General features: G+C 41.7%; 28 protein-coding genes. 6 read left to right on the forward strand and 22 right to left on the reverse strand.

All coding sequences use genetic code 11. The features are described from left to right. Positions 1-13: 13 nt before the first annotated feature. The 6 genes from QUF19_RS09700 to QUF19_RS09725 form a co-directional block, all read right to left on the reverse strand. A complete protein-coding gene (locus QUF19_RS09700) occupies positions 14-382 on the reverse strand; it encodes a VOC family protein (protein ID WP_286292176.1) in 369 nt (122 codons plus the stop codon). 251 nt (positions 383-633) lie between these two features. After that, positions 634-1,080: an NUDIX hydrolase gene (locus tag QUF19_RS09705; protein WP_286292179.1), complete on the reverse strand. Its 447-nt coding sequence runs from the start codon at positions 1,078-1,080 to the stop codon at positions 634-636. A gap of 321 nt (positions 1,081-1,401) precedes the next feature. Continuing rightward, complete coding sequence (locus QUF19_RS09710; protein WP_286292180.1) at positions 1,402-2,310, reverse strand: haloalkane dehalogenase; 909 nt, start codon at positions 2,308-2,310, stop codon at positions 1,402-1,404. Between the two features lie 54 nt (positions 2,311-2,364). Then, positions 2,365-2,754 carry a hypothetical protein gene (locus QUF19_RS09715; protein WP_286292185.1) on the reverse strand — a complete coding sequence of 130 codons (390 nt, stop codon included), beginning with the start codon at positions 2,752-2,754 and terminating at the stop codon, positions 2,365-2,367. A gap of 92 nt (positions 2,755-2,846) precedes the next feature. Further along, complete coding sequence (locus QUF19_RS09720) at positions 2,847-3,587, reverse strand: SDR family oxidoreductase (protein ID WP_286292188.1); 741 nt, start codon at positions 3,585-3,587, stop codon at positions 2,847-2,849. A 49-nt stretch (positions 3,588-3,636) separates the two neighbouring features. Next, complete coding sequence (locus QUF19_RS09725; RefSeq protein ID WP_286292190.1) at positions 3,637-4,209, reverse strand: NAD(P)H-dependent oxidoreductase; 573 nt, start codon at positions 4,207-4,209, stop codon at positions 3,637-3,639. 183 nt (positions 4,210-4,392) lie between these two features. Between QUF19_RS09725 and QUF19_RS09730 the strand changes: the two genes are divergently transcribed. After that, positions 4,393-5,001, forward strand: coding sequence for a TetR/AcrR family transcriptional regulator (locus QUF19_RS09730; RefSeq protein ID WP_286292192.1), 609 nt, complete (start codon positions 4,393-4,395; stop codon positions 4,999-5,001). A 170-nt stretch (positions 5,002-5,171) separates the two neighbouring features. Here the strand turns inward: QUF19_RS09730 and QUF19_RS09735 are convergent, their stop codons facing one another. Then, positions 5,172-6,053 (reverse strand): LysR family transcriptional regulator, encoded by an 882-nt coding sequence (locus QUF19_RS09735; RefSeq protein ID WP_286292197.1) that lies wholly within the window; start codon positions 6,051-6,053, stop codon positions 5,172-5,174. 116 nt (positions 6,054-6,169) lie between these two features. Here QUF19_RS09735 and QUF19_RS09740 point away from each other — a divergent pair, with 116 nt between their 5' ends. Continuing rightward, positions 6,170-7,147 carry a DUF1254 domain-containing protein gene (locus QUF19_RS09740; RefSeq protein ID WP_286292200.1) on the forward strand — a complete coding sequence of 326 codons (978 nt, stop codon included), beginning with the start codon at positions 6,170-6,172 and terminating at the stop codon, positions 7,145-7,147. Positions 7,148-7,489: 342 nt separating this feature from the next. Here the strand turns inward: QUF19_RS09740 and QUF19_RS09745 are convergent, their stop codons facing one another. From QUF19_RS09745 to QUF19_RS09770, 6 genes are all read right to left on the reverse strand, one after another. Then, the gene (locus QUF19_RS09745; RefSeq protein ID WP_102297952.1) at positions 7,490-7,771 is read right to left on the reverse strand and encodes a hypothetical protein; all 282 of its coding nucleotides are present in this window, start codon (positions 7,769-7,771) and stop codon (positions 7,490-7,492) included. Positions 7,772-7,927: 156 nt separating this feature from the next. Continuing rightward, positions 7,928-8,434, reverse strand: coding sequence for a GNAT family N-acetyltransferase (locus tag QUF19_RS09750; protein WP_286292212.1), 507 nt, complete (start codon positions 8,432-8,434; stop codon positions 7,928-7,930). 99 nt (positions 8,435-8,533) lie between these two features. Then, complete coding sequence (locus QUF19_RS09755) at positions 8,534-9,100, reverse strand: DJ-1/PfpI family protein (RefSeq protein WP_286292215.1); 567 nt, start codon at positions 9,098-9,100, stop codon at positions 8,534-8,536. A gap of 106 nt (positions 9,101-9,206) precedes the next feature. After that, positions 9,207-9,632, reverse strand: coding sequence for a hypothetical protein (locus QUF19_RS09760; protein WP_286292217.1), 426 nt, complete (start codon positions 9,630-9,632; stop codon positions 9,207-9,209). Between the two features lie 173 nt (positions 9,633-9,805). Further along, the gene (locus QUF19_RS09765; RefSeq protein WP_286292220.1) at positions 9,806-10,213 is read right to left on the reverse strand and encodes a GFA family protein; all 408 of its coding nucleotides are present in this window, start codon (positions 10,211-10,213) and stop codon (positions 9,806-9,808) included. 55 nt (positions 10,214-10,268) lie between these two features. Next, positions 10,269-10,769 (reverse strand): opioid growth factor receptor-related protein, encoded by a 501-nt coding sequence (locus QUF19_RS09770; RefSeq protein ID WP_286292225.1) that lies wholly within the window; start codon positions 10,767-10,769, stop codon positions 10,269-10,271. A 62-nt stretch (positions 10,770-10,831) separates the two neighbouring features. On the opposite strand from QUF19_RS09770, the gene QUF19_RS09775 reads away from it, so the two are divergent. Continuing rightward, positions 10,832-11,128 (forward strand): hypothetical protein, encoded by a 297-nt coding sequence (locus tag QUF19_RS09775; protein ID WP_286292228.1) that lies wholly within the window; start codon positions 10,832-10,834, stop codon positions 11,126-11,128. A gap of 185 nt (positions 11,129-11,313) precedes the next feature. Here the strand turns inward: QUF19_RS09775 and QUF19_RS09780 are convergent, their stop codons facing one another. The 8 genes from QUF19_RS09780 to QUF19_RS09815 all read right to left on the reverse strand — a co-directional run bounded on the left by QUF19_RS09780 (position 11,314) and on the right by QUF19_RS09815 (position 19,406). Then, positions 11,314-11,787 carry a response regulator gene (locus QUF19_RS09780; RefSeq protein WP_132765222.1) on the reverse strand — a complete coding sequence of 158 codons (474 nt, stop codon included), beginning with the start codon at positions 11,785-11,787 and terminating at the stop codon, positions 11,314-11,316. After that, positions 11,774-13,129 carry an ATP-binding protein gene (locus QUF19_RS09785; protein ID WP_286292238.1) on the reverse strand — a complete coding sequence of 452 codons (1,356 nt, stop codon included), beginning with the start codon at positions 13,127-13,129 and terminating at the stop codon, positions 11,774-11,776. The genes QUF19_RS09780 and QUF19_RS09785 overlap by 14 nt, the downstream gene beginning before the upstream one ends. Positions 13,130-13,135: 6 nt before the next feature. Beyond that, positions 13,136-14,554 (reverse strand): SLC13 family permease, encoded by a 1,419-nt coding sequence (locus QUF19_RS09790; protein ID WP_286292240.1) that lies wholly within the window; start codon positions 14,552-14,554, stop codon positions 13,136-13,138. Between the two features lie 413 nt (positions 14,555-14,967). Then, positions 14,968-15,858, reverse strand: a complete 891-nt coding sequence (locus QUF19_RS09795) for a hypothetical protein (protein WP_286292242.1) — start codon at positions 15,856-15,858, stop codon at positions 14,968-14,970. Positions 15,859-15,904: 46 nt separating this feature from the next. Continuing rightward, the gene (locus QUF19_RS09800; protein ID WP_286292243.1) at positions 15,905-16,303 is read right to left on the reverse strand and encodes an NUDIX hydrolase; all 399 of its coding nucleotides are present in this window, start codon (positions 16,301-16,303) and stop codon (positions 15,905-15,907) included. Between the two features lie 120 nt (positions 16,304-16,423). Continuing rightward, the gene (dgt, locus tag QUF19_RS09805; RefSeq protein WP_099165473.1) at positions 16,424-17,890 is read right to left on the reverse strand and encodes a dGTPase; all 1,467 of its coding nucleotides are present in this window, start codon (positions 17,888-17,890) and stop codon (positions 16,424-16,426) included. 152 nt (positions 17,891-18,042) lie between these two features. Then, entirely contained in the window at positions 18,043-18,513 is a 471-nt protein-coding gene (locus QUF19_RS09810) for a hypothetical protein (protein ID WP_099165472.1), read from the reverse strand. Beyond that, entirely contained in the window at positions 18,513-19,406 is an 894-nt protein-coding gene (locus QUF19_RS09815) for a DUF4747 family protein (RefSeq protein WP_237323377.1), read from the reverse strand. Before QUF19_RS09815 ends, QUF19_RS09810 begins: the two co-directional genes overlap by 1 nt. 615 nt (positions 19,407-20,021) lie before the next feature. On the opposite strand from QUF19_RS09815, the gene QUF19_RS09820 reads away from it, so the two are divergent. Beyond that, on the forward strand, positions 20,022-21,845 hold the full coding sequence (locus QUF19_RS09820) for a M4 family metallopeptidase (RefSeq protein ID WP_286292254.1): 1,824 nt from the start codon (positions 20,022-20,024) through the stop codon (positions 21,843-21,845). A gap of 131 nt (positions 21,846-21,976) precedes the next feature. On the opposite strand, the gene QUF19_RS09825 is transcribed toward QUF19_RS09820, so the two are convergent. Continuing rightward, a complete protein-coding gene (locus tag QUF19_RS09825) occupies positions 21,977-22,876 on the reverse strand; it encodes a LysR family transcriptional regulator (RefSeq protein ID WP_286292256.1) in 900 nt (299 codons plus the stop codon). A 323-nt stretch (positions 22,877-23,199) separates the two neighbouring features. Between QUF19_RS09825 and QUF19_RS09830 the strand changes: the two genes are divergently transcribed. Next, positions 23,200-23,748 carry a DUF3332 family protein gene (locus QUF19_RS09830; protein ID WP_054547429.1) on the forward strand — a complete coding sequence of 183 codons (549 nt, stop codon included), beginning with the start codon at positions 23,200-23,202 and terminating at the stop codon, positions 23,746-23,748. Between the two features lie 413 nt (positions 23,749-24,161). Further along, positions 24,162-25,373: a DUF3103 domain-containing protein gene (locus QUF19_RS09835; protein WP_286292264.1), complete on the forward strand. Its 1,212-nt coding sequence runs from the start codon at positions 24,162-24,164 to the stop codon at positions 25,371-25,373. Positions 25,374-25,386: the final 13 nt, after the last annotated feature.

Raw genomic sequence — 25,386 nt, forward strand, 5'->3', positions numbered from 1 at the left:
AAAGGTTCTGAGCCTACATTATGACTGCTTCAATTTTGTTTCCATCCAGATCTCGAATAAATGCAGCATAATAGGTTTCACCATACTCTGGCCGAAAACCCGGTTTACCTTCGCATTTACCACCTAGTCCAATTGCAGTGGCATAGAATTGTTCAACAGACTCTTTAGAAGGGGCATTGAAAGCTATATGTAAACCATTACTTGGAGTCGCTTTTCCTTCACAAGGACTACCAACCCAAAACTCAAAGTTTTCACCATAAGCAGCAGCAAGATTTTCTATATAGTGAGTACGCTTTATGGACAATATAGACAGAACCGAATCGTAAAACTTAACGGCTCTTACTACATCAGAAGTACCAATTGAGACGTGATTTAAAATCATTTGAAGTCCTTTTTATTGTTCAAGATAATAAGCTTGCAAGTCCGGAAGATGTTTATCGCATTCTAACAAGAACAACAAATACTGTATATAAAAACAGTATTTGTAAATATTAGTATGGGAGTGCAAATTTAATAACTCAATCAGATAAGCTTTATTAAGGCAAAAGCTCATTAACAGAATGTGGATGAGTAAAAGGTCTAACAAATAATGGGGTATAAATGCGTTAGCTGATATCAAGCTAGCATTGTGCTCTATGTCTTTATTGGATGGAGCTTAAGGCGTTCGGATAACTCCCATAAAGCTATTCGATTTGAATCATACTTGAGAAGCTTGTTCGCTTCAGATGCCTTACACCAACGAAACTCTGTGTGTTCCGAAGACAACTGTGGTTCACTCGAAAATAGCGCTGAGAATGAATATTCTGGTATCACATAAGGGTGCTCGCTCCATTTTTCATGACCAGAATAGAACACTCTAGGTAACATACACATAGAATCTAGCTGAACCCATTTAATACCAGTCAACGAAGTTTCTTCATACAATTCTCTTTTTGCTGCATCAAGCAAAGACTCTTGATCTTCGCCACCGCCAGAAATTGCCTGCCATTCACCATTGTCTGTTCGGCAAGCAATCAAGAAGATGGGCTCTGATGTTTCAAATTTATATGGAAATATTAGTACCTGAAATGGTGCTCTCATCGGGTTGGCTCCACTATTATCATGCATCAATAGATACTAATGGCATTAGGAGAAGTTGGGCAATTATCCGACCAGATTATTCTCTAATTTGTGGCGTGAACTCATAAAGGAATACGAATTACCTAGATTGAAGCATAACCCTTTTGACCACGTCATGAACGGCAAGGTTGAGAGGGCTTTGGCGATCGACAAGACGCATGCAGGACACAAGATTCAGATCGATCCTTAGAAGGCGTTTATTCAACACCTTCTTATGTAGTGACACTTATTGTAAGTCTACTGCTTTTAAGAGCTCTTTTAGTGCCGCGCGTTTATCGAGAGTTAGTTTTCTAAGCCAAATGCAGCCAATGCATTTTGCGCAACCTCAATGCCATACTCTTGAACGAAATGACCGGCATCGGCAATCTTCATCGGTTCTGGGCAACCTTTAATAAAGGTGCGTAGGTACTCCATTGGTCCCTCACCTAACGCGGTATCTTTCATACCAATAGCCATATAACTTTGGCCACTCCATTGTTTAGACCAGAATTGACGAGCACGTATACCATGCTCGACACCATCCATTGATGGATCTACAGGAACTATCGCCGGGAAACGTCTTGCTCCAGCTTTGTAGCTGTTATCAGGGAACGGCGCGTCATAAGCGAGTACATCAAGCAGATTAACTTGCGGACCTGCATCACAAGCAAAGATACCTCCAACCGGAATTTCGGGGGCATTAGCACAGAAATCACGCCACTGATAAAACCCTTCAGGCGCCGTTTCTCCCACGGATATTGCAGTATTCATTACAATGAGGTTTTTAAATCTGTCTTGCATATCCATTGGAATAGTTAATCCTAGGATGCCTCCCCAGTCTTGGCAGACCAAGGTGATATTTTTCAGATCAAGACGCTCGATAAAGCGAAGTAAACTATCTCGATGGAAGTCAAAGGTGTAGACCGATTCATCAACGGGTTTATCTGAACGGCCAAAACCAAATAGATCAGGGGCTACAACACGATGCCCTGCCTCGGTAAATACCGGAATCATCTTGCGGTATAAATAGCTCCATGACGGCATGCCGTGTAAGCAAAGAAAGGTATTTTCAGCCGTCGCATCACCTTCATCAATGTAAGCCATACGCAGAGAATCAAACCCCTCCAAATCATCAACATAATTTGGTTGATATGGGAAAGCAGGCAAAATAGAAAAGCGTTCATCTGGTGTTCTTAGTGCGTTAATCGTCATAATTTTTCTCTTAATATTTAGGGTATAGATGGATATAAAATACAGATATCTTGCTTAACGTTGATTCGGTGAGCCACCTAAAAGCAATCGCTTAAAAGGCAAGCCAGAGGCCTTAACACTACCGATGAAATAAATAGCAGCAACAATAAGGTCCATTACTCCAATAACAACAAAAGTAAGGGGAGCCACGCCTAATACCCCGGCATAAGCAACAACTAAAAAGCCAACACAACGCACTAACCCACCCCATACAATAATCGATGAACGCGTTTTGAAATCGGCCGTTGACCAAAGCAAGGCAACGCCAGTGAAGATCAAAAAGGCCCCTAATGTCACCGCTATAACCAGCGTGTTTGGGTTTGGATTTACCAGCTCTGGGATCATCATCCCCAGCCCAATAAGAAAGTTGAACCATGCGGTCAATTTTACAAATGATTTAAACATGACTTATCCCAATTCATAGATTCATAGGTTTATTGAGGCTGGTTTCTAAATGGTCGTGTTTTAGAAACCAGAGTGCACTGTATCGTTAACCGTTAGAATTCTTGTACAGTCGGGCGTAATACGATCTCGTTAACATCGACATCAGCAGGTTGTTCAATCACATAAGCGACAGCATTAGCGATAGACGTCGCTGAAATGGCATCTTTATACACCTCGTTTACAAATTGAGAGGTCGTTGCATCTGAACTGCCATGTTTGAGTTCAGAATCAATGAGTCCAGGTGAGATAACGGTTGTGCGAATATTACGACCCACTTCCATACGTAGTCCTTCACTGATCGCACGAACAGCAAATTTAGTGCCTGCATACACACTGCTCGCTGGCGAAACTTTATGGCCCGCTACAGAAGCAAGGTTGATGAAGTGTCCTGTTTCTTGTTGCTCAAACACAGGAAGCGCGGCAGCAATACCATTGAGCACACCTTTGATATTCACATCGATGGTGTCGTTCCACTCTTGCACTTTCAGTGCACTTAAAGGAGAAAGCGGCATAATACCAGCGTTATTGATCATCACATCTGCGCGACCAAACGTCGTTACGGCTAAATCCACCAATGCTTTCACACTCTCAGCTTTAGTCACATCTGTCGCTAACGCTACTGCATGTCCATTCTCATTTTTAATATCCGCAACAATCGCGTTCAGTTTTTCAACTCGGCGAGCACCCAGTACGACACTTGCACCTTGAGAAGCTAGCTTTCTCGCCATAGCTTCACCTAGTCCACTACTCGCACCTGTGATCACAATGACTTTGTTTTCAATATTGGTATTCATGATTTATTCCTAATGTCTTTCATTTATTTCGGTTTGTGTTGGACGGAGGTTATGCCGCTAAGGTTTTTTCCAAAGCTATTCTCTCGATAAGTCGACATGCATGTTCATTTGCAATATTAGCCGCTCTATCACGTTCTGCTCGGTTCTCTACGGTTGGGTTATATGACACACCATATGAAATCTCTGGTTTAAGGAAAATCATACCTGTCGCACTCGCAAGGCGATAGAAAGGCTTAAGGTAATCTTCAACAGCATAAAGGTGAGCACCTGTCGCTGAATAAAGCTCTTCTCTCCCGCCCACAGTGGTGGAAAGTAACAATTGCTTTCCTTTCAAGTGGTCAGCATCAGGGCCATAGGCAAATGAATGGGTCAGTACCGTATCCATCCACTCTTTTAATAGTGATGGCACACCAAACCAATAAAACGGGAATTGCAGTACGATGACATCAGTATTAAGCAATGCTTGCTGCTCTACTTCTACGTCGACAATACGGTTTGGGTACATCTTGTATAACTCACGTACCTCAACCGAGGTTGTATCGTTTAGAGCATCAAGAACAATTTTGTTTCCGATTGAGCCATTTTCCACATCGGGATGAGCAAAAATAACAGTGGTCTTCATAATTAATTCCTACGTTTACATTTTGGTGTGATTAACTAATACATACATTATGTATCGATCGTTACACTTTAAGTTGCGTGCATTTTGTATCGATCATTACAGAATGTCAATAGGCCAATTGACATTTTGTATCGATTACTACAAAATTATGTAAACAAGGTTATTTAGAAGAAGAGAACATTGATGGCAGGACGAAAACGAATATTTGATAAAGATGTTGCGTTAGATAAAGCAATGCGCACATTTTGGGGGAACGGTTATTCAGGAACTTCGATCTCTCACTTAACATCAGAAATTGGGATAAATTCACCTAGCCTGTATGCTGCATTTGGCAATAAAGATCAGTTATTTAAAGATGTTCTAGTGCATTATTCAACACAATACGCAGCTCCCCATTACTATCACCTCACCGCTTCTTCTGGCGCGAGCCTTAAAGAAAGGCTGAGAGCTTGCTTCTATGGACTCATTGAATTGTTCACAGATAATGAGACACCACTTGGGTGCTTGTTGATAAAAAGTTTGAATGAATCAGATAGCGTTGCCTTTCCAGAGGAAGCAAAAACTTACTTAAGAGATGTTGGGATAAAAACAAAGTCGACATTAATTGCTTTAATTGATTCAGAGATTAACTCCGAAGAATTACCTAAAAATACGAGTGTCGAGCTCTTGGTCGAGTATCTGTTGTCCGTTAGTTACGGATTAGCGATACAAGCCCGAACCGGCCAACCAAAAGAAGCTTTGAATGAAATAATGGACTACGCGTTGAACACGCTTCCATACAATGACAAGTAAATGGAATAGCACACCCATTAACGTTCCCTTGAATACAACTGCCTGATAGAGAATAGAGCTACCTCCATGTGTAATCATCTTTTACGTATTGATAATTATGAGAAAAGGTAATTCAGATTGACCTAGAGGAACGCGATAAATCACCTACCATCGCTGGAATGAGGCATGCATTACCTAGATTGAAGCATAACCCTTTTGACCACGTCATGAACGGCAAGGTTGAGAGGGCTTTGGCGATCGACAAGACGCATGCAGGACACAAGATTTAGATCGATCCTGAGTTCTTGGGGTGGCTCTATGGTGTAAAGCGAAGCGTCCTTCCAACTATCGCTTAATACGCAGGCGTGTTCACCCTGCTCTAGGATTTGCCTCGCAACTGAAAAATTGTCCACCGTGATACTGATGTGCGGCTCAATCCCACTACTTTTCAACATTTCTAAATATCGGTAACGATCTTCATTCCAGCCTTGGCTTCGGATCTTGATAAAAGGCAATTTCAACGCCTCTTCCCATGTTAATTGCCCCAATGACTTTGAAACAGCGACCACCAGTTGATCGGCCATGATGCGTTTCTGGAAGATATTCGTACTGCGGTCTTCAGTTAGAAAGTGCACACCTAAGGTAATGTCACCCTGTTCTAATTTTTGCTCTGTATCGGATGCCCAAGTCTTCAGCTCTATTTGCGCTTTGGGAAACGTTTTCGAGAGTTCCCTAAATAGATCAACACCTGAAAATTCCAATGTATAGGCGAAAAAAGCAAGGGTGATAGGCCCATCATAGCTGGCAGAATCGAATGTCACTGGTGAGGTAGCGGAGTGCATCAAGGACAAGGCGTGTTCAATATCGGGCAAAATAGATTTGCTATAATGTGTTGGCCTTAGTCCTTTCGTGGTGCGTTCGAAAAGTGGGAGCCCCAATTGCTCTCTTAGCTTGGTCATTTGCTTGCTGACTGCGCTCTCAGAGATCCCCAGTTTCATCCCCGCCCTTTTAAGGCTGTTCGACTGACACAACAATACAAAGGTACGCAGCAAATTCAGGTCTATACTTTCCATTTGGGCAAGTCCTATTTTCCATACTTTCCATTTGGGAAGTATAAAGTAACCTCTATCGGCAGAGCAAATAATACTCTTCCAAATGACATTCACTTTGAAATATAAAGGTCGCTACTATGAAAAAGCTATTCCCCCTTACTGCTGTCGCTTTATTCTCAACCAGCGTTTTTGCAGCGCCAACTATCGTCACGGAAGATAATTTTGCTCAGGCATACACCAACATGCGTCTCGGCGCGGTCGTAGAGAAAGCCGGTGGTATCAATACATTCTTTGAGATGCCAGTACCGAGCAGCGTTCCTGAAGAACAGTTCGTTGTACGAATGAATCGAGACACTTTTTACTCCGTTTCTGTCATCGATATGTCGAACGATGATGTTTACGTGACGGTTCCAGAAACTGACCAATATGTGTCACTGCAAGTCGTGGACGAAAACCACGAGACTCAGCCAATGATCTACGGTTCAGGTCGTCATAAAATCAGCGCAAAAACCGACCACGCATTTGTCATTGTCCGTGCTCTTGAAGATGACGCACGCCGTAACCTGAAAATTGAAACCGGCAGTGAGAAACCGTTTGAAGTAAAAGAGTGGGATATGGCGTCGTTCAGTGCCACGGATAAAGCTGGCAACATCGATTTCAGTGACGGATATGACCAATCAAAAGCGTTTGGTAACAAAGAAAGCGGCCAAACTGATTATATGAATTATGTTGGCGCAGCTGGCGGTTGGGGTGGCGCGATGGTCGAAGACAATATCTACCAAACCAGCCAGTACTTCGATGCGAATGCATGTTATGAGACGACTTTCAAAGATCCAAAGGCAGGTTCATTCTGGTCAGCGACGGTATATAACGCTGATGGTCGAATGTTTAACGATAAAGCCAATATTTCGAGTGAAATGGCACCCGTTATGAATAGCGATGGAACCTACACTCTCCGCTTTGGGTGTGAAGGTCAGCCAAACAATATCCCAACGATGGAAGGTAATAAGACCGGAAAATTTAATGTTCTTGTGCGCCATTACAATCCTAGCGAGCCCGTAAGCAAGGGCGAGAAAGGTTACAATCCAGCAGTTATGATTAAGAAAGCAGGCTAACTTAAGTCATCAAATTGATGCTAGCCAACGCAAGTGAACGAACATAACTCATGAAAAGCGACGTGATACCGAGTAAGCAAAGTGCTTCAAAGGTATCGCGTCTTTTTTTTATGACTGTTTTCAAATAAGAACAGGTAAAGCCAATGTGTGTGTTTCCTTTTCAATTGATGGCTTTAAATGAATCGCTTTCAATGAAAAGGAATGGGGCAAAATTAGGTAAGCTGAGATTTCACAAACTTGAAGATAGACAAAAACAGCTTACAGAGTATTGCATTAGGAGCTAGGCAGCACTGCCGCCTGATGTAAACCATCAAATCATCAGCCAGCGCTGCTAAACAAAAACTATAGAACGGTAACGCCTTCAATCTCGATCACTGAGTTAGCGTTCGCTCTCTCGATTATTTTTAATAAGGTTGTTTGAATGAGCTCATTGTCTCTGATTTCAGTTTCACATGAGAAGCGCTCTTCTTGGACACTGTCGCCCTCGCCTAACGTGAATTGAACAGCCACTTCAGTCGCGCATTCTTTGGTAGCGCCATAGTACGCTAGAGTGATTTTAGGGTAACCGTTGAATCCCTTTTTGACCTGTTTAGCGATACGTTTTTTAGCTTTATCCAAGTTCATACTACTTCCTGTTTAATAGTGTTCCTAAGACCAATATAACGCCCTATTCAATCGTAAACCAACACAAATCTGAACCTTACGTAAAACACCTTCACTGTAAAATTATTAAGGGATGAAAATGCCAAGTAATAGGAATTAACTTCCAGTGCTTAGCTATCAATCTAACTCTGCGTTAAACCTCTTTTCTAACCACATAGAACTGATGTACTGCCCGTTTTTCTTTGCGTACTCTTTGAATACGCCGACTTCTCGAAAACCAAAACTCTTGTGTAACGCAATTGAAGCATCATTTGGTAACGCGACACCAGACAAGGCTCTATGAACACCGTGGGTGCTAATGGATGAAAACAACTGAGAATACAATTTCGAACCTAAGCCTTTACCTGTCGCTTCTTCCGCCAGATAAACGGTGACTTCGACAGTATCTTCAAATGCTGACATCGCTCTGTACTGTTGAGAACAGGCGAAACCTAATAACGCACCATTTTCTGTCGCGACATAAAGCTGATGTTTACTGTTGTTTGAAAACTGAGCGAACCACTGTTGGCGATTTTCCAACGTAAATTCCTCTTCTTCAAATCGAGCATTGGTGTGTTTAATATAGAAGTTGAAGATATCCGTGATGCCTGCAATATCAGGTAATGCCCCTACTCTGATTTCCATGTAATGTCCTTTTTAATTGGTGCACTAAACACTAAAACCAATACATAGAAAATTGCCAAATATGTTGAGTTATCTTTGGAGTATTAGTTTTGCGTATTCCTACCAGTTGTACTCCATTTGCCGAGCAACTACCTTGGCAAATTCTAAACCATAGCGCTCAGATATCAGATGTAAGCTCATATCTATACCAGCAGAAATACCACCTGAAGTTGTGAATTTACCTGATGTCACCCAGCGCTGATCGGCAGTCACATTTAAATCAGGGAACTGTAATGCTAAGTCGGAAATATCTTCCCAATGGGTAGTGACAGTGAGCCCCTTGAGTAAACCAGCTTTAGCCAATAGAAACACGCCAGTACAAACTGACACAACTTGTTCAGCATTTGGCTCAACAGATACCAACCAATCCAGTACATTCGACTTGTTCATCTCGTCAGTATGCACACCGCCAACTACCATTAACAAATCTATCTCTGGATGATTTTGTAACGAGTAATCAGGCAAAACTTTAAACCCACCACGGGCTACAACTGGCTCGGTGTGCTCAGAAACCATGAATACATTTAGATCTTCAGCACCTAAACGCTTTGCCGTACTAAAGACTTCAAATGGGCCAGAGAAGTCGAGAACTTCTGCTTGATTATAAATATAGATACCGATGTTCATTGTACCTCCATGTACAAAATGATGAATGTTTAAACTTACCTTCTCATCTTATTTAACTAATTAACACACCTATTTAAGAACTCGTATATGCAGACATTTGACTTGTTCAGAGCTTCCTATTTTCAACTGCGATAGAAAGGAGATGTGCCTGTATAACAGATATCGTGAACACGATTAACGGTACGACTATTGAAAATAACGAGACGAAAATTATAAAGCCAGACATAAACAATTTATCAATGTAACCAGTGCTATGAGCCCAACCCGCAACGTGGCCGTCGGCAAAAAGACCGAATGCACCATAGTAATAAAATGCATAAATCACAGCAGACTTATGCCATGAACCTCGCTGAAGGTCATCTATTGTATAAATCGATGCGAAGCCTGCTAAAACAACGCCCAACCATAAGAACACAAAGTCGGTCGGGTAAACGGATGCTGTGGCTAGATAGTCTCCTCGAGAACTTAGCCATACAATTACAAACCCTATAGTCAGCGTAATTAACGCATTTTTAATTATTAACCATCTCATACTTTCCTCCTGGATTTAGTATGGATAGGTGCCAATATAGGATTGTGTGAAAACCCGATCTTTTCGAGCCGCCTCAATAAAATTGGGGAGAGAAGTCAACATGCCTTAAGCATTGGGCAACACCAAGCACGTAGCGCATCATCACTGTGCGATTCAAAGACTCGAAAGCTCGATTAGCTTGTGCGCCCTTCTGAATGTTTTGGTAAGTCTGGCTGTAATTCACACCAGTTCGCTTTGTATTTTGTATAAATCTGAGCATCAATTTTGACAGGAATATCGACATCGAACGTTGATATCGCCAACTCGATATTTTCAAGAGGTTCACCTTGTACTCTGAAGCCAAGGCTTGATCCACAGTTGGAGCAGAATGTTCGTGTTGTGCCGTTTGATGCGACAAACTCTTTGAGTCGATCTTTGCCTGAAAGCCAACTTAAGCCTTGTACGCCAACTAACGTACCGAAAGCGGCGCCATGAAATTTTCGGCACATCGAACAATGGCAGTTTGCTGCTTTTTCGCTGAACCCTTCAACCGAAAAACGAACACTTCCACACAAACACGAACCTTTAAAATCTGTACTCATCCTGAGCCTCCTTCCCTTTCATATACTGAGTTAACCCACTGGTTAAAGTAGGCTTCTAACCATTTAACGCATTGCGCCAATATTGCACCGTTTTATCAGACACAGAACCGGTTTCATTCGCTGTTGCGATCAAGAAGTCACATAAGTTGGTCGCAACCTCTTCATTGCCTAACAAGTATAAACTGCGAATGACTCGTGTTAGTCGAAGCTGGTTATGGTCATGATTTTTAAGCCATACATGGTTCGCAGGGCTACGTGGCAACAATGACGATATCTCACTTCCATCTCGCTGCATTCCCCAAAACTCAAGCATCAGGTCAAGCACTTGTAGGTGAGCTGTGCGGAGGTCTTCTGAGTTAGAAAAAATCGCCCTATCTTCTTGAGTAACCAACGGTGCATGTTGATTAAACTTAGTCCCTTCATCGATTGGGAAAAACACTTGAATATACTTATGGTCATGCTCCAACCAAAAATGATTGTAAGCCAATAACTGTTCTATATTTCGACCAAATTTATCTAGCACTTCACCAGAGATAAAGCGAGCGATCTCACTCATTTTAAAATCCTACTGACTATAAACCCCCACTTGTGGGCGAATGCATTATTACGCAGTAAGCCGTGAAAAGCCTAGTCCTTTACGTTGTAAGTACCGATCTTACTTCGAACTCCACATACCACGCATTAGGAATCATTTTCGAATACTTTCGACTCACTTTTCTAACAGACGACACTGGTATTCTGCGACATATTTTGGCTCTGCTGCATGTTCAAGGAAGCGTTCATGAAGAAAAAACAATGCATCCACTGGCATTACCTAGAGGCAGGAATGGCACTAATGTGGTGTATAAAGACTATGCATTAGCTTCAATTTTGGTTGGCGTTGGCGTTGGCGTTGGCGTAGCGTATAAGTTTTAGATTTAAGCCAGCAACCAGTGTGTTAATAACTGAGTACTAAAACCTGAACGGCTAAAAGAGATAGGTAATATATGCACCGATAGATTACATCTTTCAAAGACAAAACCCTTCAGAAAGCGTCCTTCGGTGCATACAATTTCAAGCGACTTACATTAGTGACTAATGTAAGTCGCTAACATAAGAGACTAACGCAAGCGTCTCAACACAACCTGCTGGTCGAGCTCATTCTGATAGTCCGTGTAATCAAGTCCTTGATCAAATATGTACTCAGTGACAAGAGTACGAATGCACTCAACTAACGTGCTTGCTTGCCAAGGCTTTTCAAAGTAACGGTCGATACCTGCTGCATTAATCGCATTGATGGTATCGGTGTGAGTGGCCTGCCCCGTAAGAAGAATTTTCTTTGTATTCGGAAAGCGGCTGTCATGGAACACGTCAGTGAGTAACTCCACACCCGTTTTCCCTGGCATCACATGATCAGACACGATGACGGTAATGTGTTCGCCTTCTGCGTCAAGTTCATCAATGAGATCAAGCACTTCTTGCGCTGATTCACAATCTTCAATATTCAGCCAACTCGCCAGCGGCTCTAAATCTTGTATCACTGCGCTCAGTACTTCTCTCTGGTCATCGACACAGATTAAATTAAGCTTCTCCATGTTCACCCTCTACTGGTAACTTGATTCTAAATACAGTTTTAGAAGCATCACTTTTCACAACGATACTTCCGCCATAACCCGCCACAATCCGCTTAACTATTGATAAACCCAAGCCCAATCCAAACGATAAACCACCTTTTTTCGTGGTGAAGTTGGGCTGAAATATCTTTCTACGAGTCACCTCGTCTATCTCAGGGCCGTTATTCGTGATCGTAACTAATATTCTTTTCTTACTTAATCTGGTTTGAATTTCTATTGCAGCATCGTCTGACTTCGACATTGCATCACAAGCATTCTTTACAATGTTGACCCAAATCTGAACGAGCTCTGTTTTCGAGCCTTTAAAAGACGGTAAATCCGCAGGACTCAATCGCACAGACACTCTACGTAACTCACTTTGTAACAACGATAAGGCATGGTTAATGGAGTCGTTAATATCAACCGCTTCTTCGGTGTCAATATCAACTCTGCCAAGTTGTTTAACCGATTTTACAATGCCGACAGTGTGTCTAGATGCCAAGCGTAAATCATGTAAATCACAGCCCATCTGCCAAAAGCGAATCGCTTCTTCTGGGTTTTTCAGCCAATGTTTTGAAATAACGTCTGTTGCAGATAAAGCGTCAATTGGAATCGCCTTCGCAAGAGAGCGAGCAATGTTTTTGTCTAAACCATATTTTCTTTCAAATTGTCGCCCACGTGTTCGCGCTTCTGACGACGTCGTTTTCTGACCATGCATTAACCCAAAATCGAAAAATTGACTGGCTTCTGGATGCACTTCTTCAAGCAGATCCATGATGACCGTTTCAAGTCGGCCAGATTTACTATTTACTACACCAATAGCGTTGTTAAGCTCATGGGCAATCCCCGCAGCCAATTGACCCAAGGTCGTCATTTGCTCAGCAGTATGTAACTTCTCTAGCGCTTTTTGTTTCGCTATCGCTTCTTGTGTTGCACGGCGTTGACGACGCGACAACTCATTGACAATCACAGGTGTGAACTGTGCGGTAAGAGGACCAAATTTACGTTCATCTTCTGCAGGCGTGTCTTTATCGATCCACGCTAACTCAACATCGGTTTTAGCAACAACCGTTGAAGATGCTGTCCAATTACCTGAAAAGAAGCTATGAACGCCTATAAAAGCCCCACTACCCGCGCTAAATACTCGCACTTGCGGTGTATTCACATCGGTATAAAACCCTTCAAGTTCTCCACTAAACACATAATATAAACGTGTGTTTAACGCTGATTGTTCAATAATGGTGTTACCGGCACGGCACGTCACCCGACGTTCTGTCTGATTAAAATAACGATCGATAAGTGCTTCTAGCTTTTGTTGATACACGTATCGTTATCCTATGTGACCAATTGAATGTAGCACCCACACCATAACAAAACTCAGTAGCACACCAACCACACCCAAAATAATACCGATTCTGGCCATTTGATTACTTTGCACATGACCAGTGGCATGAGCCAACGCATTCGGTGGCGTACTGATTGGCAGCGACATACCTAATGAAGCGGCAAAAGTCACAACCAGAATTAACGTTAACTCACCGCCTAGTGGCGTGAGTGAAGCCATAGACGAACCTAATGCAGCCATAATTGGCATTAACAAGTTAGCCGTTGCGGTATGAGACATAAAGTTTGCCATTACCAAACACAAGAACGCCGCTCCAAACAACACCACATAGGGTGAGTAAGTATCAAACGGAATACTGTGTACCACCAGCCTTGCTAAACCAGTTTTATCGAGAGCTAAACCAAGCGCAATACCACCTGATACAAGCCACAATACGTCCCAAGAAATTTTCTTCAGGTCTTCTTTATTGATGATCCCAGAGAGAGAGAACACAGCAACAGGAATCAGAGCGACGGTGTAAGAATTCATGCCATGGCTTGAGCCCATTAACCAAAGAATGATGGTCAGCGCAAAAGTGACGTACACCGCAATGGCTTTGGGCGTTTTAAGGAATTTACCTTTAATGCTTAGCTCGATTTTCTTTTGGTCAGCTTTGTACATAAAGCCGATTAAAAACCACGCTAACGCCATCATAATAACGACAAACGGCACACCAAATGCCATCCATTCACCGAACGTAATGAGGTTATCACCAACTAAATATTTAAGTGCGATAGCGTTCGGCGGGGTACCGATCGGGGTACCAATGCCACCGATGTTAGCGGCAACAGGGATACAAAGCGCAAACGCTATACGTCCGGGGTCTTTCGGGCCAAACACAGCCAGTACTGGCGTTAAAATAGATAGCATCATTGCCGTTGTTGCCGTGTTAGACATAAACATCGAAAAGATACCAGTGATCAGCATTAAGCCGAGCATCACAAACTTTGGGTCTTGTCCAAATGGCTTCAATAATACACGGGCTAAGTTTACGTCTAATCGATATTTAGTGGCAGCCATCGCTAAGAAGAAACCACCTAAAAACAGCATGATGATTGGGCTAGCGAATGTCGCCATGATATCGCTGTATTTTAACAGCTCACCAAAATGTTCTTCCCCATGATCAAACCTTAAAAAGATCAGCCCTTTATCCGACAACATCAACAATTGCAGAACGATAATAACAACAGACGTCGCGTAAATCGGGATAGGCTCGAACACCCAGCACAATGCCGCTAATAAAAAGATCGCGATAACGCGTTGTTGAATAATCGTAAGGCCTTCAAATGGAAACGCTGATAGCGGCATTACGAGGATAATGAAAGGAATTAAAATAGGGATAATGTATTTAATATAGGGGCGCATAGCACAAAAACTCTTCCTGAGATAACAACTACTTAGAAATTAGATTTAAAGTTCTAATTTAGTCCGACAACGAATTATCGACCTCTTATCACTATCTCACTATCGGCTAGATCAATGATTCCGTAATCGCGATATCCCCTTTTTCGATTCTGTGCGCTACCTCTACGTTTGTATGTGATTTACTGTGGCAATTAAATTCCGAGAAACAAAAGGCAAACGTTCGCCTTTGCGTAGGAGATCCGTAATATGTGAGCCATATTTGACACCGGATTGGCTTTCAGAAGTAAAGAGCATAGCTGCATTATCGAGTAGCTCTTTTTCTCAATTTGAGACCTGATTAGCGTGTAAGTTGTACTTCTGCGCTAACTAGACTGATAACGTTGCATAAGTTAAATGCAACGTCCTAATTAAACTCACTTTTCTAACAGACGACACTGATACTCGGCAATGTGCTTTAGCTCCAATGCATGTTCAGGGAATCGTTCGTGAAGAAAACATAATGCATCCGCTAACGTTATCTGGTGCAGGTTCAATGTATACCCAAAAACCAAACGGTGGACATTGTCATAGAACTCGTCTGAATTATCTGAACTTTGACACTGAGCTAAGATAGATTGATCAATCTCATCGTCAGGATCTTCCAAAGGGCTATTGGCCTGTTGATAGAGATTAGAAATCATCGAGTCATATTGCTCTTTCGACAACTCTTCCTTGCAACGCATTATCCACGTAAGCGTAATTAGGTTATGCCCAAAGAAACCAAACTGTTTTAAGCATGCTTGTAATACCCTATTGCGCTCTACGACTTGGCTTATGTCAGTGCTTCGGTCGCCATCAGAACGAGTCGATGTGACAAATTCAGTGAAGCGGTTAAGGAATGCTGGAACTTGAGACGGCTCTAAACCACGGTAAACACGATTCAGCGCCAATAAGATAGTCACATTGTGGGAAAGGTATTCGCTTGTTTGAGAAGCCTGCGAAACGTAATGCGAGAAGATATCTTGAAAGCCCTTATTCTCATGCCACTGCATTAAAGCAGCATACGCCGCTGGGTATATCCCGTTATCCAATATCCTTTTAATACGAAAATCTGAGAAGTTGGGTGCTTGCACCATTACAGAGTACACGCCTAACACTTCAATCTCAGTTTGGTCTATCAGCTCACTCGTTTTAAGCCACACATTGTCTGTTTTAGCGAAATAGTTGTTAAGGTGATTCGAAGCCAAATAGGCTTTTAAAGAATGAGGTTGATGGATGCTGGCACTGCTATAAAGTGCCTTTTCCAATAGTTGGTCGCTTGTCATGTTTCCTCCGTGAAACTGACGATGAATAAAGGTGGTGGTTATGTGACTAGCATCTTTGAGAAGCATATCTACTCAAATACTTCTCTATAAACTCGATATCTGCACGATAAAAATCATCAAGAGGAATCGCTGAGGGCTCTAGACAATAGAAAGTTTGCTGTCTTTCTGCGTCAACCACTTTAGGCTCATCATCCTGACCCGCACGCAAAACTACATAATGAATTTCACCACCTAAGTCGTTCTGACCTTGATGAGTGCCGAGAAGTTGTAAATCTTTAAGACCTGTTTCTTCCCACAACTCTCTAATTGCGGCTTGGCTACCCGACTCACCGGGATCAACTGAACCTCCTGGGAACTCAAAGACCATACCTTGACCATGTCTAAAGCGCTTTTGGACGAGGACTTTCCCATCTCTTACAACCACCGCCATAGCTATGTTTTTCATGTAGCTCTCCTTGTTACTCCAAAGGTAATCAATGCGGTCATCGACAGCTAAAACATGAAACCCAACGATAGTATAAATATACCGTACGTTAGATTTCACTCTTAAGTACATGGTTATAAATTATTTAGAAGCACTAAGGTTTTGGTATTCTTCAAGAGCAAAACCATCAGTCATCCCACTAATATAATCAATGACTAACCTAGAACGGTGGTAAATTTCATCTAGTTTTTGAGCATTTGAAGGGGTCTCAATGTCATAAAGATCAGACACAGCAAAAAAGTAAGTGTTCTTATGTTTACTTGATAACTTATGGAACAAACGAGTTTCAATCGGATGACTTTTCAATCTGTTACTTTGTGCTAGCGTCTTAAATTCAGAAAACGATAGTTTGATTAATGGAGAGTATATTTCCAATAGTCCGGATATTACTGCATACCCCTTTAACTCTAAATTTTCCACTTCAGCATGATTAAATACGTTATTTACCGAAAGAAGCCTTAAAGTCTCAGTCGCAAGGTTATACTTATCGCATCCATCAAGCAAAGATTCGTCAAAAGCACCCGAGAAAACCAAATCATGATATTTAACATAACGGTTAGCGGCATAGTGCGCGAGATCATTAACTAAAGTCGTACGAAGGGTCAAAATATAGGTATGGTTACCATTAAATTTTTGCTCCTTTGCTTTTTTCATAGCTATATCAGAAATCTTCAGCAAATAACCTTCATCTACTACTGAGTCGTCAACACCATTTCTCCCTCGGAAAGACTTCCATATTCTCGCTATTTCAGAATGAAGTTTATCTATTGAAAGAATTCCTTTATCTACGGCATCATCTACGTCTGCGATACAGTAAGATATATCATCTGCGGCCTCCATAATGTATGTTAGAGGGAACCTTGCACCATCTTCAATACCAAGATTTTCTTGTATTGATTTGTACAACGCTTCTTCCGTTAGATAAAAACCCGGCTTCTTTTTTCTGTATTTAAACTCATCATCAGTGGATGAAGGCTTGTCTTCATAAGCAGCTCTCGTATACTTTACTAAACAAGCCAACTGCGTATATGTAAGATTCAACGCTTGGATTTGATGTAATAGTCTAATCCCCTGCGCATTGCCTTCAAAGTTACAGAGGTCTTTAATTAACTTCTGACAATCAGCTTCTTCAGAAAAAACATCATTTATGGTTTTTGCGAGAAATGACTTCGTCCATAAATTAATAGCCTCTTCACCAAAATGACCAAATGGTGGGTTACCAATATCATGTAGCAAGCATGATACTTCGACAGCGCTAACAAAACCTTCCGAATACTCCGAGAGGTCAATTCCCTGTTTGCCAAGTTCTTTAAGGATAATTTTACTTATGTAGCGTCCAACCTGCTGAACTTCTAGCGAATGCGTTAAACGACTACGAACTGCTGCATTAGATTCTAATGGGAAAACCTGTGTTTTCTGCTGTAAACGTCTTACAGCGGCAGAGTTTACCGCTCTGCCACGGTCACTTTCCATTTCTTCGTTGAAATCTCGACCTCCAATAGTCGAAGATCGATGTCTATCTGATTTTAGTTTTTCTTTATAATTCATATTATTTCCAAATGATTGAAACAACACCACGTAACGTAGTGATTCATTTTCTCTTGTAATCTCAATTAATTTATTGAGCCTTGCATACAAAATCCTACTTGAACTAAAAGTATTGAGCACTGTGAATAAGGCTCAAATACTTTTTTATAACCTTATGAGTATTGCTCAATGATTTGCCTAATTTTCTGCGCTGCCAAAAATATTTGAAATGCTGTTAAACCAGAAATAATAACCGCGTTTAGTAAGATAGCACCTAAAACTACTTCGCTTAAATCTGATATGAAAAACCAAATAGAAAAGCTTGCTGCGCTACACAATATTGCTATTAAGTATGACGCTATTATTCTATCAGTTATTTTATTAAACGAACTCCACTCGTAGAGCTGCTTATTTGATGTATTTTCCAAAGGAGCATGAAGTTTTTGCGAAATTTTAAACGTAACACCGACAAATACAAAAGGAAGTGTCGGGATAAACTTCCATAGCTCATCATTGCCTTTTAGCTTCTGACCGACAAGCTCAAAAAACTCTGGGAAGTTGTAAGTGATAGCAATACTCAAGAGCAAAACTAAAAACTCCGGTGAGATAATACTGAAACGGATAATGTCTGCTAATCGTTTCATCAGTGACCTAGGTGCCTTTTTTCTTTGATTTCATCAAATATACCTATAGCTTTAAGATATAGCTCTTCTGGCTCGGGATTTTTATCAAAAGAGAAGTTTTTTACCGTTTCAGAGGTTTTTATGGTCACTACTTCATTATCTCTTTTTCCTCTTACTGTACCGTGCCCATACCCATCAGCAGCCATTAATATCGCAGCGTCACCAATTGGCAGAGGCTCTTCTGAAACATATTGTTCTTCTATTGTTTGGTTTGCCGCTTTTTCGATATGGTAAGGAAGATCTGTGTTTAATGGCTGATTTTCTGGAGCATCTTCAACGACAGTCATACGATCTGTATTTCGCTTAATTAGGTAATCTTTTAGCTCAGCCCACAAACAACCAAACATAGGGTTTGGTGGAGAAATCTTAGCGTTAACATGGTATATACCGTCAAGAGAAGAGACTTTTGCAGCAAATGAACGTAAATCTGATACTAACTCGATATCACAGTCTACAAAAAACCTTTGATATGTCTCTTCTATAATCGAACAAAAACGGTTCACAAACGCTTTCTGTTCAATATGATTATATACGTTTAAAAAAGCTATACCTGAATGGGATGGAATGTAAACAAAAGGGCTAGATGCCACTTTGAGATTTGGCTCAATTTGTGTTTCTTCAGTTCGCTTATGAGTATCCACAACCGTAACCTCACCCAGCGGTTTATATTTGCTAAGTCGACCAAATATGTAATTTACACCATCTGACTTAACTTCTTGCACATCGATAAATGTCCAAGATGAGCCTCGATGAGATATTGAGACTGGTTCTTTTATTGCGTTCATTAACTTTTCTTGATCAAGAGTACCAAGCTTTAATACTCGACCTAAATAATACGTACCTGAGCTAGACACTCATGACTCCTTAAAAAATTCATAATAGATACTAAACAAAAATTCTTTATTTAAGTGGAAAGCTGTCCGTCTAGTTCCCTATGTAGCCTATCTTAAGCGACTTACTTTATTCATAACAATTACTTATCGTTCTTAGTTTGCGATTGAACAAGAAAATGAAGAACTTTTTTATCTGACAAAATCAAATGAAAAAAACTTGATAACTGCTCTGACTGATATTGTTAAAACAAGTTTACTATTGATAATAAAGACAATATCCCCACTTCAAAAAATCAGTTATTTACTCATCTGTAATTAAGATAAAACCAAAAATATCGAGATTAACTTAGATACTTTCATTCTATAAATTAAAACAAAGCGGATTTTAATAACTACCGATTCTTCATATGTTTACGATAAATAATAAAATTTGATTTTATAAAAACAATTTGATCAATAAGGATTTTTGTAAACTTTGAATTACATACTCTAAAAATAAATCTCCCTGATAAACTTGTCATAATTCTAAATGCTCTTCCAATCTTGATTCGCAACACATGGCATCAGCGTGTTGCATATAGACTTCCTATAAAGCCGTTGGGAAGAAGGAGTTTATATTAAAATCAGGAACGAAAAATGAACCAACAACGTCAATTAAGCTGGAAAATAGCAGCTATTCTAGGTACGTCTTTCGGCTTTACTGCACACGCTGCAGAAATGGTCAGAGTCGATAACGATACACTGCTACAACAAAGCCTCGTCGCTCAGTCGAAGAGTGTTGCCCCACTAGAATTAGGTTTTTCTGAAGTTAAACGGGTGGTATTGCCCAATGGAAAAACGAAAGTCCGCTACCAACAAACTCACTTAGGTTTACCCGTCTTTGATACTTCGGTCGTGGCCACCCTTTCCAAGAACCAACCCACTCAAGTGTTCGGTTCCATGGCACAGGGGATCAGTGGAGACCTATCCAGCATCGCGCCAAAACTGAATCAAGAGCAAGCGATTGAAGCCGCACTGTCCGCTCACCGCACGTTTACCGTCGGCAAAAAGTCGATTGAAAATAAAAATGCGAAACTGATGGTGAGATTGGATGAGAACCAAGTCGCCCAAGTGGTGTATCTGGTCGATTTCTTTATCGCATCCTCTATGCCAGAGCGCCCTTTCTACTTTATTGATGCCACGACTGGCGATGTGCTCCAAAAATGGAATGGACTAAACCACGCTAAAGCATTAGGTACTGGCCCAGGTGGCAACCTCAAAACCACTCGATATGAATATGGTAGTGACTTCCCTAGCTTTCCCATCGACAAAACAGGCACCACGTGTAAGTTAGAAAATGAATCAGTTAAGACAGTCGATTTGAGGAACGGAACGTCTGGCAGCGCAGCCTACAGCTACAACTGTGCCGACGGAACCAACTACACCGATCATAAATACATCAACGGGGCTTACTCGCCGCTTAACGATGCGCACTACTTTGGTAATGTCGTATTTGATATGTACAAAGAGTGGATGAATACATCGCCTTTAACTTTCCAGCTGACGATGCGAGTTCATTACAGCACCGATTATGAAAATGCCTTCTGGAATGGTACATCAATGACTTTTGGCGATGGCAAAAATACCTTTTACCCATTGGTCGATATTAACGTGAGTGCTCACGAAGTCAGCCACGGGTTCACAGAGCAAAACTCCGGTCTTGTATACAGAAACATGTCGGGTGGTATGAATGAAGCCTTCTCAGACATTGCAGGCGAAGCGGCTGAATACTACTTGCGTGGCAATGTGGATTGGGTGGTCGGTAGCGATATCTTCAAGTCTGAAGGTGGCTTACGTTACTTTGATCAACCTTCAAAAGATGGTCGCTCGATTGATCATGCCTCTCAATACTACGATGGTTTGAACGTCCACTTGTCTAGCGGTGTTTACAACCGCGCCTTTTACCTTTTAGCGAACAAATCGGGTTGGAATGTACGTAAGGGCTTTGAAATATTCACAGTCGCAAACCAACTGTATTGGACGGCAAACAGTACCTTTGATGCCGGTGCGTGTGGAGTAGCGAAAGCCGCAGCAGACATGGGCTATGTGGTTGCCGATGTTGAAGATGCTTTCAATACAGTAGGCGTTAATGCGAGTTGTGGTGTAACGCCTCCCACTGCCAATGTGCTGACTAAAGGCACGCCGATTGCGAACCTAAGCGGGAATCAATCTTCGGAGAGCTTCTACACGTTCACCGTTGATTCTGCATCAAACGTGACGGTTTCAATGTCTGGAGGTTCAGGCGATGCAGACCTTTACGTGAAATCGGGCAGCAAGCCAACGACATCGAGTTACGATTGTCGCCCTTATCGCGCTGGCAACAATGAGCAGTGCAATGTGAGCGCTCAACCGGGTGTGACCTATCATGTGTTACTGCGCGGATACTCGAACTACTCTGGCCTAACATTGCGTTTAGATTGAGTTAATACGTAGAACTAAGCGCTGAAGGTAACAACCAATAACAAAGCCTACTCACATGAGTAGGTTTCATTGTTTATTAAGCGGTTAGATTTATCTAGAAACTTGGGCGACCTATTAAGAAGCCAAATTGGTCACGCAGACAGTTTTAAGATCTCACTGGTAAACAATTCTCTTAGCCATCGGTTGACGATGTCATCATTGCGGTTACTGTGCCAATACACGCTCAGTGACGGTTTGGTGTATTCGAACGGCAGTTCTAACATCTTTATTTTTTCTCCATCGAAGTAAACTTTCGCCACGCTTTTGGGGAAGGTTGCGATCCAATCACTGTTGTAAATGGTGTCGGAGAAGTCAGCGATCGAATTCAGCTTTCTTGCCACTTTCCTCTCTGAAAAGATTGGGCTGTGAAACTCAGAGAGCTGGTTCACTCGGTAGTTATCATGCGTGAGTGTCACATGCTTTTCTGATAGGTATTGCTCTAAGCTGACTTGCTCGTCGATGTTAGAGTGGTTTTGGCTACACACGATACACAACTCGTCGCTCCATACCTCTTGGCTTAATAAGGTTGGATGTGCACTGGTTAAGTCGACAACAAGGTCGATCTTTTTCTCTCGAATGTCGGTCGCCATGTCTTCTTTGATGTTCACGATTTCAATCACGCAGTCTGGTGCTTCTTTCTGAATCCTATCCAGAACTTGCGGCAACGTCACACTGCTAGAAATGCTCATCGCGGCAATTCTAAACGTGTAACTGCACTCTTTCGGTTCAAAGTCGTGGGTTTCAGGCAGCGAGTGAGAGACAAGCTTGTGCGCTTGCTTGAAGATTGGGTACAAGTCGTTAGCAACAGGCGTTGGTTCAAGTGTGTACGATTTTCTAACGAAGAGCAGATCGCGATATTCGTCTCGAAGCTGCTTCAAGTGAGCACTGAGGCTAGGTTGTGAGATGTTGAGCCGTTCTGCTGCGTACGTTAAGTTTCCTTCTTCATATATCGCAATAAAGTAATAGATGAGGTTCAGATTAAATCGTTTCATTCGAGCCCTTTAGGCGGTCATTTATATCAATAAACGGTGAAAATAATATCGTTTAACTTACCTTCTATTATCGTGTTTCATTCCCATCATTCAGTTAAGGGCATGACAGTTCATTGTAAAAACACCAAGTTCAAATAACATGAACTAGTACGATAGGATCGAATTGAATAGCGAGAAAAACAGACAAGGTTAATAGGCAAGGCTCTGGTTTATATAGAGATATAGGATTTCCTGATATCTAGTATAGGCGTGGCATTATATTAGAACGCAGATGACTTTGACATAATTCTCGGTTCCTAAACAGACACGTATAGAAATAGATAATGATGAACCGACTTGTAAAACCGATAATAATCTCAATGAGCCTTGTGACCTTATTTGGCTGTGTGGGCAGCAATGCTGTGACAGGAAAATTAATGGAGTTCAACGTTAAAGCCGTTGATAACCGTTACGCTCGTGGTGGCCTAAACATGTTACTTGCCCCTGCTTACGGTATTACCGTTGCCGCCGATTACATCGTATTTAACTCACTGGAATTCTGGACGGGTAAGAACCCAATCAACAAGAAGCCACACATCTTTGACACCAAAGTAGATACCTACATTGATATCAATGATCAACTGGATGACAGCCTAACAGATGCGCCAATCGACCCGCTGGCAAAGCATGTGATTGACCACAGTGACATGAGAGTGATCAACGAAGACCAAATCGCAATTGAGCTAACTTACAACGACGGTTCTCACGCGACATTAACGGGCGAGCGCTTTGGCGATGAAGTTCACTACTCGATTGATAACCAAGTTATCGCAAAAACAAGCTTAGAAGAGATGCAAATGTACATGGCATCCGCAGAGCAATCACAAGGCTAAACGCCATTATTTAGCGCTGCGTCGAACTGATAGTTACAGTTACAATTACAGTTACAACCGTCAGTATTTATAAGTACTGCCGTGTACTTATAGACATAAAAGGGTTAGCCAATCGCTAGCCCTTTTTCGTATCTATCAATATGACAACCAACCTACATTCGCCTATCTAAACATATATAAGAAAAGCCTCAGTAGTTAATAATCTTGTTAATTAACTATTGATTGGTTTATAAATTCGCATATATCAAGCCAACATCCGTTTGATATTTTATAAATTACTTAAATTGGGATCCTGTGCTGCACAATGAAATAAAAATAGCTGTCTAACTTTTAAACACATTCACGTTACTGATAGGTTAATCCTTATAGGGCAAATGCTCTATTAATGATAAAAACTAAAATAAGGATTATTTATGAGACCATCTTTTTCTATCAGTATGGTACTTGCAACGACAGTGGTTGGCTTTCAGTCCTATGCAAACAACATCGACACAACAAACTCACGCTCTCTTTCGGAGAACGTCTCAGCACAAAAGCAATCTTTGGCGTTGCAAATCAGTGCCCGCTACTCCGACCTTGAGCTCTCTTTAAAAGACCAGATAACAGAAAAGCAGCTGTCTACGCCGATAGACAAGCTTAACTCAGCCAAGCCCTACTCTGCGTTTTCAAGCAAGATGCAAAAAGCCGATCTTAGCTACCGTAAGATGAAAGGGGTCAACGACTTCAGTGACTCTTTGCTAGAGATTCGTATGGCCGATGAAGCGATGATTGAAGCTTGGAAAAATGGTGAGAGCCCGCTGTTTGCTTTCGAACCATCAGGTGATGATTCAAACTGGCAATACATCGAAGCTTATGATGTGTATGGGCAAGTTCACGAACTAGACGTGTACCAAACACCAGACGTTCCCGTGTTTGTTATTGATAGTAACGGCGCAGAAGAACTCAAAGCAGGCCTAATGGCGATGCAGGCCGAGATGCAGAAACTAGGTACAACAACGCAAATCAATAACGATAGCAAAACTGACACCAGCATTTCCAAAACGCAAAAACAAACGTTCTTAGGCAAAGCGGCTCGATCAATGACCATGTCTGAACCAGAGCCGTTGAACACCACACAATTAACGAAGATCCGTTTGGCTGTCGACCAAGAACCGTGGATCTCTGGCAAAGCTGAAGTCTATGCCATTGTGACGGGTGTCGATTCAAGTCGTTTAGAGCCACAGATTGACCTGGTTGAGATGCCTTATCTGGACTACGACAAACAGACATACTACCCAAATCAAACGGTAATCTTCTGGCCTCGCTACCGTTGGGGCGCAGCAGATATGATTTTGATGGAGCACGATGACGGCACCGATTATAAAGCGTTAGCCAAACTGCTAGTTGAAGCCGCAGAAGAGATATTGAAGATGATTCCAGATCCTGAAGTTCAGGGTTATGCGATCATTCCTCAAATCACAGGTAAGATCATTGATGTGATTCCTGAAGGCGTATTAGTGAATGATGATGACTTTGTAGACGTGTATTACACCTTAATGCAAAACACGCCTTATGTTGATCGCCCGGGTGCTGGCGGTAATGCGGTTGCTTCGTTCACCCCTGTTACGATTTCACCGACAGAGTAAATCGTTCTTTATT

Source organism: Vibrio sp. FE10 (assembly GCF_030297155.1).
GTDB lineage: Bacteria > Pseudomonadota > Gammaproteobacteria > Enterobacterales > Vibrionaceae > Vibrio > Vibrio apostichopi.

Bases quoted from the DNA above. Each gene is read 5' to 3' on its own strand.
- QUF19_RS09700 (WP_286292176.1), bottom strand. From the start codon at position 382: ATGATTTTAAATCACGTCTCAATTGGTACTTCTGATGTAGTAAGAGCC.
- QUF19_RS09705 (WP_286292179.1), bottom strand. From the start codon at position 1,080: ATGAGAGCACCATTTCAGGTACTAATATTTCCATATAAATTTGAAACA.
- QUF19_RS09710 (WP_286292180.1), bottom strand. From the start codon at position 2,310: ATGACGATTAACGCACTAAGAACACCAGATGAACGCTTTTCTATTTTG.
- QUF19_RS09715 (WP_286292185.1), bottom strand. From the start codon at position 2,754: ATGTTTAAATCATTTGTAAAATTGACCGCATGGTTCAACTTTCTTATT.
- QUF19_RS09720 (WP_286292188.1), bottom strand. From the start codon at position 3,587: ATGAATACCAATATTGAAAACAAAGTCATTGTGATCACAGGTGCGAGT.
- QUF19_RS09725 (WP_286292190.1), bottom strand. From the start codon at position 4,209: ATGAAGACCACTGTTATTTTTGCTCATCCCGATGTGGAAAATGGCTCA.
- QUF19_RS09730 (WP_286292192.1), top strand. From the start codon at position 4,393: ATGGCAGGACGAAAACGAATATTTGATAAAGATGTTGCGTTAGATAAA.
- QUF19_RS09735 (WP_286292197.1), bottom strand. From the start codon at position 6,053: ATGGAAAGTATAGACCTGAATTTGCTGCGTACCTTTGTATTGTTGTGT.
- QUF19_RS09740 (WP_286292200.1), top strand. From the start codon at position 6,170: ATGAAAAAGCTATTCCCCCTTACTGCTGTCGCTTTATTCTCAACCAGC.
- QUF19_RS09745 (WP_102297952.1), bottom strand. From the start codon at position 7,771: ATGAACTTGGATAAAGCTAAAAAACGTATCGCTAAACAGGTCAAAAAG.
- QUF19_RS09750 (WP_286292212.1), bottom strand. From the start codon at position 8,434: ATGGAAATCAGAGTAGGGGCATTACCTGATATTGCAGGCATCACGGAT.
- QUF19_RS09755 (WP_286292215.1), bottom strand. From the start codon at position 9,100: ATGAACATCGGTATCTATATTTATAATCAAGCAGAAGTTCTCGACTTC.
- QUF19_RS09760 (WP_286292217.1), bottom strand. From the start codon at position 9,632: ATGAGATGGTTAATAATTAAAAATGCGTTAATTACGCTGACTATAGGG.
- QUF19_RS09765 (WP_286292220.1), bottom strand. From the start codon at position 10,213: ATGAGTACAGATTTTAAAGGTTCGTGTTTGTGTGGAAGTGTTCGTTTT.
- QUF19_RS09770 (WP_286292225.1), bottom strand. From the start codon at position 10,769: ATGAGTGAGATCGCTCGCTTTATCTCTGGTGAAGTGCTAGATAAATTT.
- QUF19_RS09780 (WP_132765222.1), bottom strand. From the start codon at position 11,787: ATGGAGAAGCTTAATTTAATCTGTGTCGATGACCAGAGAGAAGTACTG.
- QUF19_RS09790 (WP_286292240.1), bottom strand. From the start codon at position 14,554: ATGCGCCCCTATATTAAATACATTATCCCTATTTTAATTCCTTTCATT.
- QUF19_RS09795 (WP_286292242.1), bottom strand. From the start codon at position 15,858: ATGACAAGCGACCAACTATTGGAAAAGGCACTTTATAGCAGTGCCAGC.
- QUF19_RS09800 (WP_286292243.1), bottom strand. From the start codon at position 16,303: ATGAAAAACATAGCTATGGCGGTGGTTGTAAGAGATGGGAAAGTCCTC.
- dgt (WP_099165473.1), bottom strand. From the start codon at position 17,890: ATGAATTATAAAGAAAAACTAAAATCAGATAGACATCGATCTTCGACT.
- QUF19_RS09810 (WP_099165472.1), bottom strand. From the start codon at position 18,513: ATGAAACGATTAGCAGACATTATCCGTTTCAGTATTATCTCACCGGAG.
- QUF19_RS09820 (WP_286292254.1), top strand. From the start codon at position 20,022: ATGAACCAACAACGTCAATTAAGCTGGAAAATAGCAGCTATTCTAGGT.
- QUF19_RS09825 (WP_286292256.1), bottom strand. From the start codon at position 22,876: ATGAAACGATTTAATCTGAACCTCATCTATTACTTTATTGCGATATAT.
- QUF19_RS09830 (WP_054547429.1), top strand. From the start codon at position 23,200: ATGATGAACCGACTTGTAAAACCGATAATAATCTCAATGAGCCTTGTG.
- QUF19_RS09835 (WP_286292264.1), top strand. From the start codon at position 24,162: ATGAGACCATCTTTTTCTATCAGTATGGTACTTGCAACGACAGTGGTT.